The organism is Streptomyces sp. NPDC059443 (assembly GCF_042750105.1).
Lineage (GTDB): Bacteria > Actinomycetota > Actinomycetes > Streptomycetales > Streptomycetaceae > Streptomyces.
Genome location: NZ_JBHYVM010000048.1, coordinates 40,594 through 54,805, shown reverse-complemented (window position 1 = coordinate 54,805; position 14,212 = coordinate 40,594). Strand labels below are relative to the sequence as shown.

At 72.7% G+C, this 14,212-nt stretch carries 14 protein-coding genes; 7 read left to right on the top strand and 7 right to left on the bottom strand.

Annotation, left to right across the window (positions count from 1 at the left end; genetic code table 11):
• Positions 1-149 precede the first annotated feature (149 nt).
• The gene (locus ACFXDJ_RS33230) at positions 150-1,454 is read left to right on the top strand and encodes an MFS transporter (RefSeq protein ID WP_384851140.1); all 1,305 of its coding nucleotides are present in this window, start codon (positions 150-152) and stop codon (positions 1,452-1,454) included.
• On the opposite strand, the gene ACFXDJ_RS33225 is transcribed toward ACFXDJ_RS33230, so the two are convergent.
• The 3 genes from ACFXDJ_RS33225 to tuf all read right to left on the bottom strand — a co-directional run bounded on the left by ACFXDJ_RS33225 (position 1,441) and on the right by tuf (position 4,469).
• Complete coding sequence (locus ACFXDJ_RS33225; RefSeq protein WP_384663894.1) at positions 1,441-2,232, bottom strand: spermidine synthase; 792 nt, start codon at positions 2,230-2,232, stop codon at positions 1,441-1,443. The two genes, ACFXDJ_RS33230 and ACFXDJ_RS33225, sit on opposite strands and share 14 nt — an antisense overlap.
• Positions 2,233-2,299: 67 nt before the next feature.
• Complete coding sequence (locus ACFXDJ_RS33220) at positions 2,300-3,205, bottom strand: patatin-like phospholipase family protein (RefSeq protein WP_384663890.1); 906 nt, start codon at positions 3,203-3,205, stop codon at positions 2,300-2,302.
• 85 nt (positions 3,206-3,290) lie between these two features.
• Positions 3,291-4,469, bottom strand: a complete 1,179-nt coding sequence (gene tuf / locus ACFXDJ_RS33215; RefSeq protein ID WP_384851138.1) for an elongation factor Tu — start codon at positions 4,467-4,469, stop codon at positions 3,291-3,293.
• A gap of 320 nt (positions 4,470-4,789) precedes the next feature.
• Here tuf and ACFXDJ_RS33210 point away from each other — a divergent pair, with 320 nt between their 5' ends.
• The 4 genes from ACFXDJ_RS33210 (at position 4,790) to lnt (ending at position 8,982) form a co-directional block, all read left to right on the top strand.
• Entirely contained in the window at positions 4,790-5,530 is a 741-nt protein-coding gene (locus ACFXDJ_RS33210) for a TVP38/TMEM64 family protein (RefSeq protein ID WP_384651514.1), read from the top strand.
• Positions 5,531-5,578: 48 nt separating this feature from the next.
• Positions 5,579-6,454, top strand: coding sequence for an undecaprenyl-diphosphate phosphatase (locus tag ACFXDJ_RS33205; protein WP_384651516.1), 876 nt, complete (start codon positions 5,579-5,581; stop codon positions 6,452-6,454).
• 357 nt (positions 6,455-6,811) lie between these two features.
• Positions 6,812-7,282, top strand: coding sequence for a nuclear transport factor 2 family protein (locus ACFXDJ_RS33200; protein ID WP_384651518.1), 471 nt, complete (start codon positions 6,812-6,814; stop codon positions 7,280-7,282).
• 101 nt (positions 7,283-7,383) lie between these two features.
• Positions 7,384-8,982, top strand: coding sequence for an apolipoprotein N-acyltransferase (lnt, locus tag ACFXDJ_RS33195; protein WP_384851136.1), 1,599 nt, complete (start codon positions 7,384-7,386; stop codon positions 8,980-8,982).
• On the opposite strand, the gene ACFXDJ_RS33190 is transcribed toward lnt, so the two are convergent.
• On the bottom strand, positions 8,927-9,832 hold the full coding sequence (locus ACFXDJ_RS33190; protein WP_384651520.1) for a Gfo/Idh/MocA family protein: 906 nt from the start codon (positions 9,830-9,832) through the stop codon (positions 8,927-8,929). The two genes, lnt and ACFXDJ_RS33190, sit on opposite strands and share 56 nt — an antisense overlap.
• An 83-nt stretch (positions 9,833-9,915) precedes the next feature.
• On the opposite strand from ACFXDJ_RS33190, the gene ACFXDJ_RS33185 reads away from it, so the two are divergent.
• Complete coding sequence (locus tag ACFXDJ_RS33185) at positions 9,916-10,440, top strand: DinB family protein (protein WP_384651522.1); 525 nt, start codon at positions 9,916-9,918, stop codon at positions 10,438-10,440.
• A gap of 122 nt (positions 10,441-10,562) precedes the next feature.
• The gene (locus ACFXDJ_RS33180) at positions 10,563-11,168 is read left to right on the top strand and encodes a hypothetical protein (RefSeq protein WP_384651524.1); all 606 of its coding nucleotides are present in this window, start codon (positions 10,563-10,565) and stop codon (positions 11,166-11,168) included.
• A 16-nt stretch (positions 11,169-11,184) separates the two neighbouring features.
• Here ACFXDJ_RS33180 and ACFXDJ_RS33175 read toward each other — a convergent pair whose 3' ends face one another.
• The 3 genes from ACFXDJ_RS33175 to ACFXDJ_RS33165 all read right to left on the bottom strand — a co-directional run bounded on the left by ACFXDJ_RS33175 (position 11,185) and on the right by ACFXDJ_RS33165 (position 14,158).
• Positions 11,185-11,673 carry a hypothetical protein gene (locus tag ACFXDJ_RS33175; RefSeq protein ID WP_384651526.1) on the bottom strand — a complete coding sequence of 163 codons (489 nt, stop codon included), beginning with the start codon at positions 11,671-11,673 and terminating at the stop codon, positions 11,185-11,187.
• A 95-nt stretch (positions 11,674-11,768) separates the two neighbouring features.
• Complete coding sequence (locus ACFXDJ_RS33170) at positions 11,769-12,446, bottom strand: uracil-DNA glycosylase (RefSeq protein WP_384651528.1); 678 nt, start codon at positions 12,444-12,446, stop codon at positions 11,769-11,771.
• 128 nt (positions 12,447-12,574) lie between these two features.
• Positions 12,575-14,158 carry an ABC transporter substrate-binding protein gene (locus ACFXDJ_RS33165; RefSeq protein ID WP_384651529.1) on the bottom strand — a complete coding sequence of 528 codons (1,584 nt, stop codon included), beginning with the start codon at positions 14,156-14,158 and terminating at the stop codon, positions 12,575-12,577.
• Positions 14,159-14,212 lie beyond the last annotated feature (54 nt).

Below are 14,212 nucleotides of genomic sequence, written 5' to 3'. Positions count from 1 at the left end.
CGCTGCCGCGGCGCGGGGTGTGGCGCCGCGGCGGGGCGGGCGCCTCGCCCGCGCCCCCCGCACAACCCCGCCCGCGGCGCCGCGCCGCCCCCCCGCGGGGGCGCGCGTGGGGGTTGTCGGCCCCCCCCCGGTACGGGGATAGTCCAGGGGTGAGTCCTCTCCCCACCCCCTCCCCCGGAACGTCCCGTTCGTCCGCATTTCGGCGCCGGCCCGCCTGGGCCGGCCGCAACTACACCCTGCTGACGGGTGCGGCGGTCGTCACGAACCTCGGGAGCCACGGAGCGCTCATCGCGGCCGCGTTCGCCGTGCTCGACGCCGGCGGCTCCGGCGGAGACGTCGGTCTGGTGGCCGCCGCCCGCACCCTGCCGCTCGTCCTCTTCCTCCTCATCGGCGGAGCCATAGCCGACCGGATACCCCGCCACCACGTCATGGTCGCGGCCAACATCCTGAACTGCCTCTCCCAGGCGGCCTTCGCCGTGCTCGTCCTCGCCGGCGACCCGCAGCTGTGGCAGATGATGCTGCTCACCGCGCTGTGCGGAACCGGTACCGCCTTCTTCAACCCCGCCGCCGAGGGCATGCTCCTCTCCAGCGTCTCCGGCGAGCACGCCAACCGCGCCTTCGCCCTCTTCCGGATGGCCATGAACGGCGCCGGCATCGGCGGAGCGGCCCTCGGCGGAGCCATGATCGCCGCGATGGGGCCCGGCTGGGTCCTGGCCCTGGACGCGGCCGCCTTCGCGGTCGCCGGAGCCCTGCGGGCCTTCCTCGACGTCGGCCGCGTCGCCGAACGGACCTCCGGCGGCGGCCTGCTGGCCGATCTGCGCGAGGGCTGGGTGGAGTTCAGGAGCCGCCCCTGGCTGTGGAGCGTCGTGCTCCAGTTCTCCGTGGTCGTCGCCGTCGTCGGCGCCGCCGAGGCGGTCTACGGTCCCCTCGTCGCCCGGGACCAGCTGGGCGGCCCGGCTCCCTGGGGCCTGGCGCTCGGCTTCTTCGGCATCGGCACCATCGGCGGGGCCGTCCTGATGATGGTGTGGAAACCACGCCGCCTGCTGCTGGTCGGCACCCTGTGCGTGTTCCCGCTGGCGCTGCCCTCGGCCGGGCTGGCGGTGCCGCTGCCGGTGTGGGGGCTGTGCGCGGTGATGTTCGTGAGCGGCACGGCCATCGAGGTGTTCGGCGTGAGCTGGATGACGACGATGCACCAGGAGATCCCGGAAGAGAAGTTCTCCCGGGTCTCCGCCTACGACTGGTTCGGCTCGGTCTCGATGCTCCCCCTAGCCACGGCGGTCGCGGGCCCGGTCGAATCCGCCATCGGCCGCACCCAGGCCCTCTGGGGCTGCGCGGCCCTGGTCATCGTGGTCACCGCGGCCGTCCTCCTGGTCCCGGACGTCCGCCACATGACCCGCAGACCCCCCGAGCCCACCCCCGGCCCCACCCCCGACCCCGCCCTCAGCCGAGGCTGAACGCCCCCTCCGGCGGCTCGGGCGAAGCCACCGCATCGGCGTCCGCCACGGGCCGGGCTCCCTTCATGAACCGCCGCAGCGCGTCCCCCGCCTCCACCCGGGAGGGAAACGCGTCGGCCGCGCACAGCCGCGACAGCCCCGCCACCTCCAGCTCCCGGTCCGAAGCCAGCAGTACCGCGTTCCCGAACCGCCGCCCCCGCAGCACCCCCGGTTCCGCGATCAGCCCCAGCTCCCCGAACACCGCCCCGAAGTTCGCCAGCTGCCCGCGCAGGAACCCGAACGGCGCCCCGTCCGCGAGGTTCGCCGCGTAGACGCCGCCGGGCCTCAGCACCCGCGCCACCTGGCGCGCGTACTCCACGGAGGTCAGCGAAGCCGGCACCCGGGAACCGCCGAATACGTCCCCCACCACCACGTCCGCGCTCGCGTCCGGCGCCGCCTCCAGCCAGGCCCGCGCGTCGGCGACGTGCACCGTGATCCCGGCGCCGTCCGCCACCGGCAGGAACTCGCGGACCAGCTCGACCAGTCCCCCGTCGAACTCGACCACGTCCTGCCGCGACCCGGGACGGGCCGCCGCCGCGTACCGGGGCAGTGTCAGCGCGCCGCCGCCCAGGTGCAGCAGGTCCAGCGGGGCCCCCGGCTCGCCCACGCAGTCCAGTACGTGCGCGAGGCGGCGTACGTACTCGAACTCCAGGTGCTCCGGGTCGTCGAGGTCCACGTACGACTGCGGGGCGCCGTCCACGGTGAGCAGCCAGGCCCGCTCCCCGTCGACGTCCGGCATCAGTTTGGCGGTGCCCTGGGCCACGTCCCGGATCACCGGAATCTGTTCGTCACTCACCGCACCATTGTCAGGCCGCCGGATCCGCCCAGACACCGGCGGCCTCCGCCGCGTGCTCGGCGGCCTGCTCCAGCCCCGCCCGGGCCGCCGGATCGCGCCGGGCCGGGTCCAGTACGTTGCGCCCGAAGACCTTGCGGGCCGCCGCTGACGGGGTGATCAGCAGCACCTTCGCCCCGGCCGCCCGCAGCCGTGCGGCCTGCGCGGCGGGCGAGGGGACGAGCCCGCCGCCCATGGACACCGGCGCGAGGATCACCACGCGGGCGTAGCCGGCGGCCAGGTCGGCGTTGGTCGCCGAGCGGATCCCGCCGTCGATGAACCGGCGCCCCGCGACCGTCACCGGCGGCCACACCCCGGGCACGGCGCAGCTCGCCGAGACCGCGTCGACCAGCCCGGCCTCGCTCCCCCGCTCGAAGGCGGCGAGTTCGCCGGTCAGCGCGTCCACGGCCGCGACGACGAGGCGCCGCTCGGGCCACTCGTGCGAGACCAGCCGGGCCCGCAGCACCTCGCGGCGCTCCGCCTCCGACTCCGTGCCGGCGGCGAGCGCAATGGCCCCGACCCGGCGCCGGTAGGCCTTCGCGTCGCGGGAGCGCACCATCGCGACGGCGTACCGTGCGATCAGCCCGGTCCCCAGCTTCGCGGGGAGCTCCCCGCCGGGGTCGCCGAGCTGGCGCTCGTACAGCTCTCGCGGGGTGAGCAGCCCGGAGGTGAGCTGCGCGCCGACGACCGAGCCGGCCGAGGTGCCGACGACGAGGTCGGCGCCGGACAGGTCGACGCCCGCGCGGGCGAGCCCGTACAGCATTCCGGCCTCCCAGCCCACGCCGGTCAGCCCGCCGCCGCCGAGCACCAGCGCGGTGCCCTTGCCGTCCGCCTTGTGGTCCGTCGTGCCGTCGGTCTTGCCGTGGCCGTCGCCGCCCATGGACCGCTCCCTCCCCGCATGCCAGTGGTGACGGCAGTCTGGCGCAAGCCGACCGCCGTCACCACAACGGGTACCGCCCCGCCGTCTACCCGACCGAGGTCACCGTCCCCGCGCCGACCGTGCGCCCGCCCTCACGGATCGCGAAGCCGAGCCCGCTCTCCAGCGGGACGTCCCGCCCGAGCTCGACGGTCATGGTGACCGTCTCCCCCGGCCGGGCCACGCCCGCCTCGCCCAGGTCCACGTCGCCCACCACGTCAGCGGTGCGGATGTAGAACTGCGGCCGGTAGCCGGAGGCCACCGGCGTGCTGCGACCGCCCTCCCGGGCGGAGAGGACGTACACCCGCGCGGTGAACCGCCGGGTGGGTACGACGCTGCCGGGCGCGGCCACCACGTGTCCTCGGCGCACCGCGTCGCGGGGCACCCCGCGCAGCAGCAGCGCGACGTTGTCCCCGGCCTCGGCGGACTCCATCGGCTTCCCGAAGGTCTCCAGCCCGGTGACCACGGACTCCACCGCCTCGCCGTCGCCGCCGAGCAGGCCGACGCGGTCGCCCATGCGGACGCTGCCCCGCTCGACGGCTCCGGTGACCACGGTTCCGCGCCCGGTGATGGTGAGGACGTTCTCCACCGGCATCAGGAACGGCGCGTCCGTGTAGCGCACGGGCATCGGCACGTACGTGTCCACGGCGTCGAGCAGGGCCTCGATCGCCGAGGTCCAGCGCGGGTCGCCCTCCAGCGCCCCGAGCCCGGAGACCCGTACGACCGGGGCGGTGTCCCCGCCGTAGCCGTTGGCGGTGAGCAGTTCGCGGACCTCCAGCTCGACCAGGTCGGTGAGCTCGGGGTCCCCGGCGTCGGCCTTGTTCAGCGCGACGACGATGTGGTCCACGCCGACCTGCCGGGCGAGGAGCACGTGCTCGGCGGTCTGCGGCATGACCCCGTCGAGCGCGGAGACGACGAGGATCGCCCCGTCGAGCTGGGCCGCGCCGGTGACCATGTTCTTGACGTAGTCGGCGTGCCCGGGCATGTCCACGTGCGCGTAGTGCCGGGTGTCGGTCTCGTACTCGACGTGCGTGAGGTTGATGGTGATCCCGCGCCGGGCCTCCTCCGGAGCCCGGTCGATCCGGTCGAACGGCACGAAGGAGGCGCCGCCGCGCGCGGCGAGGACCTTGGTGATGGCGGCGGTCAGCGTCGTCTTGCCGTGGTCGACGTGACCCATGGTGCCGATGTTGAGGTGCGGCTTGGTGCGTACGAAGGCCGTCTTGGCCATGATGTCTTCCCGTGTGATCCGAAGCTGGAAATACGGGACCCCCGAAGCGAACCGACCCTCCCCCTGTGGGGTCCGCCGGACGATCCGGGAAGGGTCAGCTTCGTGCGCCGTCGAACGCGGCGAGGGCAGATGCCTCTGCGAAGAAGGCAGCCTCCGGCGCGTCCGCGACTGCGGACGGCGCTGCGGGGAAGGCGTACCTGGACATGTGGTCGATCCTGCCGGAGCGGCCGTGGCCCGTCGAATGGTTATTCACCGCAGCGCCGGGCGGCGGGGTGTCCTTGGTTACGGCGCGGGTCACGGGGGTCGGTTAGTCTCCCGGAATGTCCCTCCTCCTCGCGCCGTGGACCCGGCTCTCGCTGCTCGTCGTGCTGCTCCTGGCCGCCGGCGTCTGCGTGGTGCTGTACGAGCCCCAGCGGCTGCTGTCGGAGGGCTGGCCCCCGGGGCTCCCGGTGGGCGCGGCGGTGCTCCTCTTCGCGGCGGCGTACGGGGTGTGCACGGCCGCCCTGGTGCCGCGCCCGCTGCTCAATCTCGCCTCGGGCGCCCTCTTCGGCTCCCAGTTCGGCCTGGTCGCGGCGGTGGCCGGCTCGGTGCTCGGCGCCGGGCTCTCCTTCGGCCTCGGCCGGATGATGGGCCGCGAGGCCCTGCGTCCGCTGATCCGCGGCCGCTGGCTGCGGGCGGCCGACGACCAGCTGGCCCGGCACGGCTTCCGTTCGATGCTGGCGGTACGGATCTTCCCCGGCCTGCCCTTCGCGGTGGCCAACTACGCCGCCGCGATGTCCCGCTGCGGCTGGGCCCCCTTCCTCCTCGCCACGGCGATCGGCGTGGTCCCGAACACCGCCGCGTACGTGGTCGCGGGGGCCAGCGCCTCCTCCCCCACCTCCCCTGCCTTTCTCGCCTCGTTCGGCTTCATCGCCGTCTCCGGGGTGGGCGCCGCGATCGTCGCGTGGCGCAAGCGCCACCACCTCGCGCCCGTTGGCGAACCCGCGCGAGTCCGCGTACCGGCACGCGAACTGACGCCCAACCACCCCCCTGTGGTCAAGGCCGTACCCCACGGGCCCTAGCATCGGACCCGAACTGCCCGACGATCACAAGGACGAGCGCACCCCGACATGAGCTGGTTCGAATCCCTAATCCTCGGTCTCGTCCAGGGGCTTACGGAGTTCCTCCCGATCTCCTCCAGCGCCCATCTCCGGCTGACCGCGGCATTCGCCGGCTGGCAGGACCCGGGCGCCGCCTTCACCGCGATCACCCAGATCGGCACCGAGACCGCGGTGATCATCTACTTCCGCAAGGACATCGGCCGGATCCTGTCCGCGTGGTTCCGCTCGCTGACGGACAAGGCGATGCGTTCGGACCAGGACGCCAAGATGGGCTGGCTGGTGATCGTCGGCTCGATGCCGATCGGCATCCTCGGCATCACGCTCAAGGACCAGATCGAGGGCCCGTTCCGCGATCTGCGCCTCATCGCCACCACGCTCATCGTGATGGGCATCGTGCTCGGCATCGCCGACCGGCTGGCGGCCCGTGATGAGGAGGGCGGCCGGCACCGCGCGGTCCGCGAGCGCAAGACGCTCAAGGAACTGGGCGTCAAGGACGGTCTGATCTTCGGTCTCTGCCAGGCGATGGCGCTGATCCCCGGCGTCTCCCGGTCCGGCGCGACCATCTCCGGCGGTCTGCTGATGGGCTTCACCCGCGAGGCGGCGGCCCGGTACTCCTTCCTCCTCGCCATCCCGGCGGTAGTGGCCTCGGGCGGCATGGAGTTGACGAAGCTCGGCGAAGGGCAGGTCTCCTGGGGCCCGACGGTCTTCGCGACGCTCATCGCCTTCGTCGTCGGTTACGTGGTCATCGCCTGGTTCATGAAATTCATTTCCAGCAAGAGCTTCATGCCCTTCGTGATCTACCGGATCCTGCTGGGCATCGTGCTGTTCGCCCTGATCGCCATGGGCGTGCTGAGCCCCCACGCCGGCGAGGCCGCTGCCGGGTAACGGCGCCGCTCACCGTTTCGCGTGAATCGGAGGCCGTCCGGGAACGTTCCCGGGCGGCCTCCGCGTCGTTGTCCCTGGAGAGACCTGAAGGCAAGCAGCAGGGGGTGTCCCATGGGTCGAGTGGTACTGGAACGGTTTCCGGCCGGGAGTCCGAGGGGAAGTTGGCCGGCCGAGGAGTACGCGGCGCAGCGGATGCGCGAGGGCGTGCCGGCCGAGGTGGTGATGGACCTGGCCAGCGACGCGTTCCTCGTCGTGGTCCGCCCCAGGGAGGCCCATTCCGGCCACTAGGCCGTCACCGGAAGATCCCGGCCGCGCACGCCCCTTGGCCTCCGCGCCCCGCACCCCCACACTTGCCCGATGACGCAGCGTGTGGACCTTGCGACCGTGATGGACCGGCTGGCGATCGACGAGCTGGTCACGGGGTACGCGGTGGCCGTGGACGACGGGGACTGGGCCGCCTACCGCGCCCTGTTCGCCCCGGGCGGGCGGGCCGACTACAGCTCGGCCGGCGGGGTCGAGGGCCCGGCCGGGGAGGTGGCGGACTGGCTCGCGGAGACGATGAAACTGTTCCCGGTGCGTCAGCACCTCATCGTCAACCGGCTGATCCGGGTGGCGGACCTGGGCGGCTCCCCCGGTGACACGGCCGAGGTCCGGGCCGACTTCCTCAATCCGATGCGGCTGGCCGGCGAGGACTCCGACGGCACGGTCACCGCGCCCAACTTCGTCGCCGCGGGCCGCTACACCTTCGCCGTGGCGCGCACCGCCCGCGACGGCTGGCGGCTCTCCCGGGTCACCGTCCACGAGAAGTGGCGCCACATGGCCTTCTGACCGGCCCACCGGTCCGGCGGGCCTACGGGCCTACGGGCCTGCGGGCCTGCGGGCCGGGCCGGATCCGCAGGGCTGTTCCACACTGGAAGCGGAGGCCCCTCATGGTGCTGACGGTCTCGAAGCGGGTGAGGTGGTGGCGTGCGGCGGCGGCCGTCGCGGCCGGGGCGCTGCCCTGCCTCGCCTTCCCCGCCCCCGCGCTCTGGTGGTTCGCCTACGTCGCCCTCGTGCCCTGGATGCTGCTGCTGAGGTCGGCCCCCACCGGGCGGCGCGCCGCCCTGGAGGGGTGGCTCGGCGGAGCCGGGTTCATCTTCGCGGTCCACCACTGGCTGCTGCCCAGCCTGCACGTGTTCCTGTTCGCCCTGGCCGCGCTGCTGGGCGTGCTCTGGATCCCCTGGGCGCTGCTGGTGCGGGAGTTGCTCGGCGGGACCCCGGGCGGGGGCCGGGCCACGGCCGCGCTGGTCCTCGTACCGGCGGGGTGGCTGCTGTCGGAGCTAGCCCGGTCCTGGCAGGGGCTGGGCGGGCCGTGGGGGCTGCTCGGGGCCAGCCAGTGGCAGGTGCCCCCGGCGCTGCGGCTGGCTTCGGTGGGCGGTGTCTGGCTGGTCGGCCTGCTGGTCGTGGCGGTGAACTGCGCCCTGGTGCTGCTGGTCGCGGTGCCGGGGGCCCGGTTCCAGGCGGTGGCCGGGGTGACGGGGTGCGCCGTGCTGACGGGGGTGGTGTGGCTGTGGGTGCCCCGCCCGGAGGTCTCGGGCACGCTGCGCGTGGCCGTCGTACAGCCCGGCCTGGTCGCGGACGGCCCGGACAGCCCGGAGCGCCGGTTCGACATCGGGGAGCAGCTCACCCGGACCCTGGCGGGGCAGCGCCCGGACCTGGTGGTCTGGGGCGAGAGCAGCGTGGGCGAGGATCTGACCGCCCGCCCGGACCTGGCCCGGCGCCTCGCCGCCCTGTCGGCGCAGGTCGGGGCACCGCTGCTGGTCAATGTCGACGCCCGGGCCGCCGACCGGCCCGGGATCCGTAAATCGGCGGTCCTCGTGGGACCCCGGGGCCCCACGGGCGACCGGTACGACAAGATGCGCCTGGTGCCCTTCGGCGAGTACGTACCGGCCCGCGCGCTGCTGGGCTGGGCCACCTCGGTGGGCAAGGCGGCCGAGGAGAACCGGGTACCGGGCAGCGCCCAGGTCCTGATGGACCTGCCCGGCCGGGCGGACGTCCGCCTCGGGCCGCTGGTCTGCTTCGAGTCGGCGTTCCCCGACATGACCCGCCACCTCGCCCGCGACGGCGCCGCCCTGCTGATCGACCAGTCGTCGACGTCCACGTTCCAGGACGGCTGGGCCCCGGCCCAGCACGCCTCGCTGACCGCGCTGCGCGCCGCCGAGACCGGCCGGCCCATGGTCCACGCCACCCTGACCGGCATCAGCGAGGTGCGCGGCCCGTCCGGCGAACCGGTCGGGCCGGCGCTGCCCACCTCGGCGAGCACGGCCCGGGTGTACGAGGTCCCGCTCGCCCGCGGCACGACTCTCTACGTCCGCTTCGGGGACTGGCCCGTGGGCGCGGCGCTGGCCGCCCTGGCGGCCTACGGCGCGGCCGCGGGCGTCCGCTCGCCGCGGCTCGGGACGCGGCTCGGTGGGAAGTTCGGCGGGAAGCCGTTCAGGAGGCCTGCTCCAGAGCCGAGCTCACCACCCGCTCGCACAGTTCGTGGGTGAGCAGCGCGTCGCGCGCGCTCAGGGTCGTGCCCGTTTCCACGGCCGTCAGGAAGGCGTCCACCACCTGCTCGATGCCGCGCTGGCGGGCGACCGACACCCAGTCCCCGCGCCGCCGCACGGTGGGCTGACCCTTGTGGTCGATGATCTCCGCGAGGTTGACGACCTGGCGCTTGGTGTCCTGTCCGGAGACCTCCAGCACCTCCTCGGTGGAACCCGAGAGCCGGTTCATGATGCCGAGCGCGGTGAAACCGGCCCCCGACATCTGGAGCACCACCTGACTCATCAGCCCCTCGCGCACCACGGCCCGCACGTCGATGTGGTCGGCCTCGCCGGGCAGCAGGAACCGCAGGGTGTCGACGACGTGGATGAAGTCGTCCAGGACGAAGGTCCGCACGTCCTCGGGCAGGCCGACCCGGTTCTTCTGCATGACGATCAGGTCGCGCGGGTGGTCGGCGCACTGCGCGTAGCCGGGCGCGTGACGGCGGTTGAAGCCGACGGCGAGCGACACCCCGCGCTCCTCGGCCAGTTCGACCAGACGCCGCGAGTCCGCGAACTCGTAGGCGAGCGGCTTGTCCACGTACGTCGGCACGCCCGCCTCCAGCAACCGTTCCACGATCTCGGGGTGGACGGCGGTCGGGGCGTGCACGAAGGCCGCGTCGAGCTTCTGCGCGAGCAGGGAATCGAGGTCGGTGTGCAGCCGTCCGGACGGAATGTGGTGGTGGGCGCCGACCCGCTCCAGCGTGGCCGGAGTCCTGGTCTGCAGGTGCAGTTCGAGCCCTGGACGCGTGGTCAGGACGGGCAGGTACGCCTTCTGCGCGATGTCGCCGAGTCCGATACAGCCGACCTTCACCGGAAGCCTCCAGGTTCGTTCCTTGCGCGAAGTAACAGCCTAATCGGTGGTGACCCGGAGCGTGTTCGACCAGGATGGGGATCATGACTCCCAGCGACGGATCGCACCGCATCGAGCCCGCCACCACGGCCAACGAGCGTGACATGCTCGACGGCTGGCTCGACTACCACCGTTCCACCCTTGCTTGGAAGTGCGAAGCGCTCTCGGAGGAGCAGCTGCGCACCACCCCTCTTCTGCCGTCCTCGATGAGCCTTCTGGGGCTCGTGCGGCACATGGCGGAAGTGGAGCGGTACTGGTTCCGGGAGATCCTGCTGGGTGAGGACCTGCCCGAGCTGTACTGCACCGAGGAAGACCGGGACGGGGACTTCGACTTCACCGACGAGGACACGTGGGCCGAGGCCGAGCAGGTGTGGCAGACCGAGGTGGAACTGTCCCGGCAGGCCGCCGCCGGGCGTTCCCTGGACCTCACCTCGTCGGCCGCGAGCCACCACCGCGGCGAGGTGTTCAGCCTGCGTTGGATCTACACCCACATGATCGAGGAGTACGCGCGCCACAACGGCCACGCGGACCTGCTCCGGGAACACCTCGACGGCGCCACGGGCGAGTAGTCCCGGGGGCGGCGGGCCGGCGGCGGCCCCGCGTGTCAATGAGCGGACGGCCGTAACCCGTGCGGGGTGAATATCGGCTCCGGGTTTTCGCAACGGGGTCCTCGCACAGCAGAGTTGCGCGAGTGCATCCAACCCGAACCACGACAAAACTGCTGCTCGGAGTCGCCTGTGCGGTCTCGGCCGTCTCCGGCTGCGTGAACGTGACCCCGGCTTCCATGCAGCCGGCCGCAGCCCCCAGCACCCCGGGGTCGGCGCCCCGGCACGAGCCGCGAGGGGGGCCCGGGGGCGCGCCGGTGCTCGTCCAGGCGCCCGCTCTGGAGGCTCTGAAGGCGTTGCCGGGGCGGTCGGCGGGGCCGTCCCCGGCCGCCGGCCGGCAGTCCGCTCCGCGCTCCGGCGGCCCGGCGGCGGGCCCGGACACCGGGACGCCGGATCGGGACGCGGCCGCCGGGGGCGGGGCCGCCCCTCCGGTCCCGGACATCCCCGAGCCCCGACAGCCCGGCGAGCACGCGGCCGGGCCGGGCCGGGGCGAGGGCGACGGCGACGGCGACGGCCGCCCCGGCGGTCACCACCCGCACCGTCCCCGGCCCGGGGAGGCCGAGGTTCCGCGCGAGCTGGTGGGTGAGCTGCCGGTGCGGCCGGCCGACGTGTGCGCGCTGGGCCGCCGGCACGGGCGCTGGCATCCGGACAGCCCGGAGGCCCGTATCTGCGCGGGCGTCCACGGCGGCTGAGCGTGAGGGACACTCCCTAGGGATGCTGTTCCGGGAACGGCCTGGGTCCGTCGCCCGGCTCCGCCTCCAGCCGCCGCTCCAGCCGGGCGATGGCGGCCCGTACGCCGTTCCCGTACCCGTCGTCGGCCAGCGCGCCGGTGGCGGCGCGGGCCCGCGCCAGGTGGATCCGGGCCGTTTCGGGCCGCCGCAGTTTCACGTAGTCGGCGGCCAGGTTGAGGTGCAGCGAGGGGTAGAAGACGCGGACGGCCGGCGGCGGACCGGGCCCGTCGGCGGCGGTCAGGGCGCGCAGGTCCCAGGCCAGTTCCTCGGCCGGGTCGTCCTGGGCGTCGGCCATGTAGTGGGCGAGCGTGCAGCGGTGCAGGGAGTCGCCCCGCTCGCCGATCTCGGACCAGATCTCGCCGAGCCGGTTGCGGGCCTCCTCGCGGTCGCCTGCGTGCAGCAGGATGACCGCCTGGCCGATCCTGGTCATGACGGCGTCCTCCGACGCCTCCTGCTGCTCCGTCAACGCGGCCTCCGGCTAGCTCTGCCAGACCTGCTGCGGTCTGATCATCAAGACGCTAGCCGGAGGCACCGGCAATGCCGCCTAGGCGCGGTCGGGCATCAGCCCAGGTCCGGGATCCGCCAGTCGATCGGCGCATGCCCCTGCGCGGCGACGGCCTCGTTGATCTGCGTGAAGGGGTGCGAGCCGAAGAACTTCTTGGCCGACAGCGGGGAGGGGTGGGCTCCCTTGACGACCGCGTGCCGCTCCTCGTCGATCAGCGGGAGCTTCTTCTGCGCGTACGCCCCCCAGAGGACGAAGACGGCCGGGTCGGGGCGCTCGGCCACCGCGCGGATCACCGCGTCGGTGAACTTCTCCCAGCCCTTGCCCTTGTGCGAGTTGGGCTCGGCCTCGCGGACGGTGAGCACCGCGTTGAGGAGCAGGACGCCCTGCTCGGCCCACGGCATCAGATAGCCGTTGTCCGGGATGGGGGTGCCCAGCTCGGCGTGCATCTCCTTGTAGATGTTGCGCAGCGAGGGCGGGGTCTTCACGCCGGGCTGCACGGAGAAGCAGAGCCCGTGGCCCTGGCCGGCGCCGTGGTAGGGGTCCTGGCCGAGGACCAGTACCTTCACCTGGTCGAAGGGGGTGGCCTCCAGGGCCGCGAAGACCTGCTCGCGGGGCGGGTAGACCGGCCCGTTCGCCCGTTCCTTCTCTACGAACTCGACGAGCTCTTTGAAGTAGGGCTGGTCCAGCTCCCCGCCGAGGACGGGGAGCCAGGACTCGGGCAGCTTCTGGGTCACGGCGACAACCTCCGGTACACGTTCTTCAAGACTTCGAGTCTTCACCTCGCGCAACTGCTTCGCGCGACTGCTCAAGAACCTACCGGGGGCCACTGACAACGCCTCACCCGCCCGTACCGCCGAGGCGGCTACCAGCTGGTCTTGCGGTACAGCTCCCACACCTGCATGACGGTCTGCGGGTCGAGCGCCCGCTCGGCGCCCGCGATGTCGTCGCGCGCGGCCACGTACAGCTTGCCCTGCCACAGGGGCAGGAGCCGGACGTCCTCGGCGAAGATCTGCTGGGCCTGCTCGAACTCGTGGACGCCGGCCGACCGGTCGCTCTCGCGACGGGACTTGGGCAGCAGGTCGGTGAGGATCTCGGTGGCGTCGTACGGGGTGCCGACCGCGTTGTCCTTGCCGACGAACGGTGCGATGAAGTTGTCCGGGTCCGGGAAGTCGGGGAACCAGCCGCGGCCGAACACCGGGTAGTCGCCCTTCTTGTAGCCCTCCTGGAAGGCCTTCCACGGCTGGCCGCGGAGGGTGATCTTGAAGAGTCCGCTCTCCTCCAGCTGGCGCTTGAGCTCGGTGAACTCGTCGGCCGTGGAGGCGCCGTAGCGGTCGGTGGTGTACCAGAAGGTCAGCTCCACCGGCTGGGTGATCCCGGCGGCCTTGAGGATGTTCTTGGCCTTGGCGACGTCGGCCTGGCCGTACTTGTCGTAGAACGGCGTCTTGTGGCCGACGACCCCCTTGGGGACCATCGAGTACAGCGGTTCGGCGGTGCCCTGGTAGACCTTGGAGACGAGCGCCCCGCGGTCGACGATCTGGGCGATCGCCTGGCGCACCGGGAGCTTGGCGGCCTGCGGGTCCTTCGGGTTGAAGACCAGGTAGCGGATCTCCGCGCCGACGTTCTCGACGACCTGGACGCCCTCGTTGCGCGCCTCCGGGGTCTGCAGGCCCTTGATCTCCTGGGCGGACAGGCCTCGGTAGGTCGCGTCGATCTCCTTGCCCCTGAGCGCCGCGATCATCTTCTTGGAGTCCGCGAAGTAGCGGATCGTCACGCCGTCGTTGCGGCGGTTGGCGAAGCCGGTGTAGCTGCCGTTGCGGTTCAGGACCGCCTCGGAGCCCTCCTTGTAGGACTCCAGGGTGTACGGGCCGGAGCCGGTGACCTTGTCGTCCTCCCGGAGCTTGTCGGCCGGGTACAGGCTCGGCGCGACCAGCGAGGCGGCCGGCGAGCCGAGCACGAACGGGAAGGTGGCGTCGGGGGTCTTCAGGTGGAAGACCACCGTCTGCGCGTCCGGCGTCTCGATCTTGTCCAGGCTGCCGAAGAGGGCCTTGGGGCCGGCCGGGGCGTCGATGGTCCGGATCCGGTCGAGGGAGTGCTTGACGGCCTTGGCGTCGAGCACCTCGCCGTCGGAGAACTTCAGGCCCTTCTTCAGGACGCAGCGGTACGACTCGTTCCCGGAGTCCGTGAAATCGCAGCTCTGGGCCGCGTCGGGCTGGGGCTTGGTGGCACCCGTGGGGAAGGCCAGCAGCGTCTGGTAGACGTTCCGGTACAGCTCCCAGGAGCCGTCCCAGGCCGCTGCCGGATCGAGGGTGCTGGGTGCGCTCGTCGTTCCGACGACAATCCGCTTCGCGCCGTCTCCGCCACTGTCCGAGAACAGGCCGCATCCGGAGAGCAGGGATATGGACGCAAGGGCCGCAGTGATCTGCAGGCATCTGGTCCGGTTGAACACGTGCACGCTCCTCGATCAGCCAGGGGTGCGGCAGACCCTACCGCAGTGCCTCAC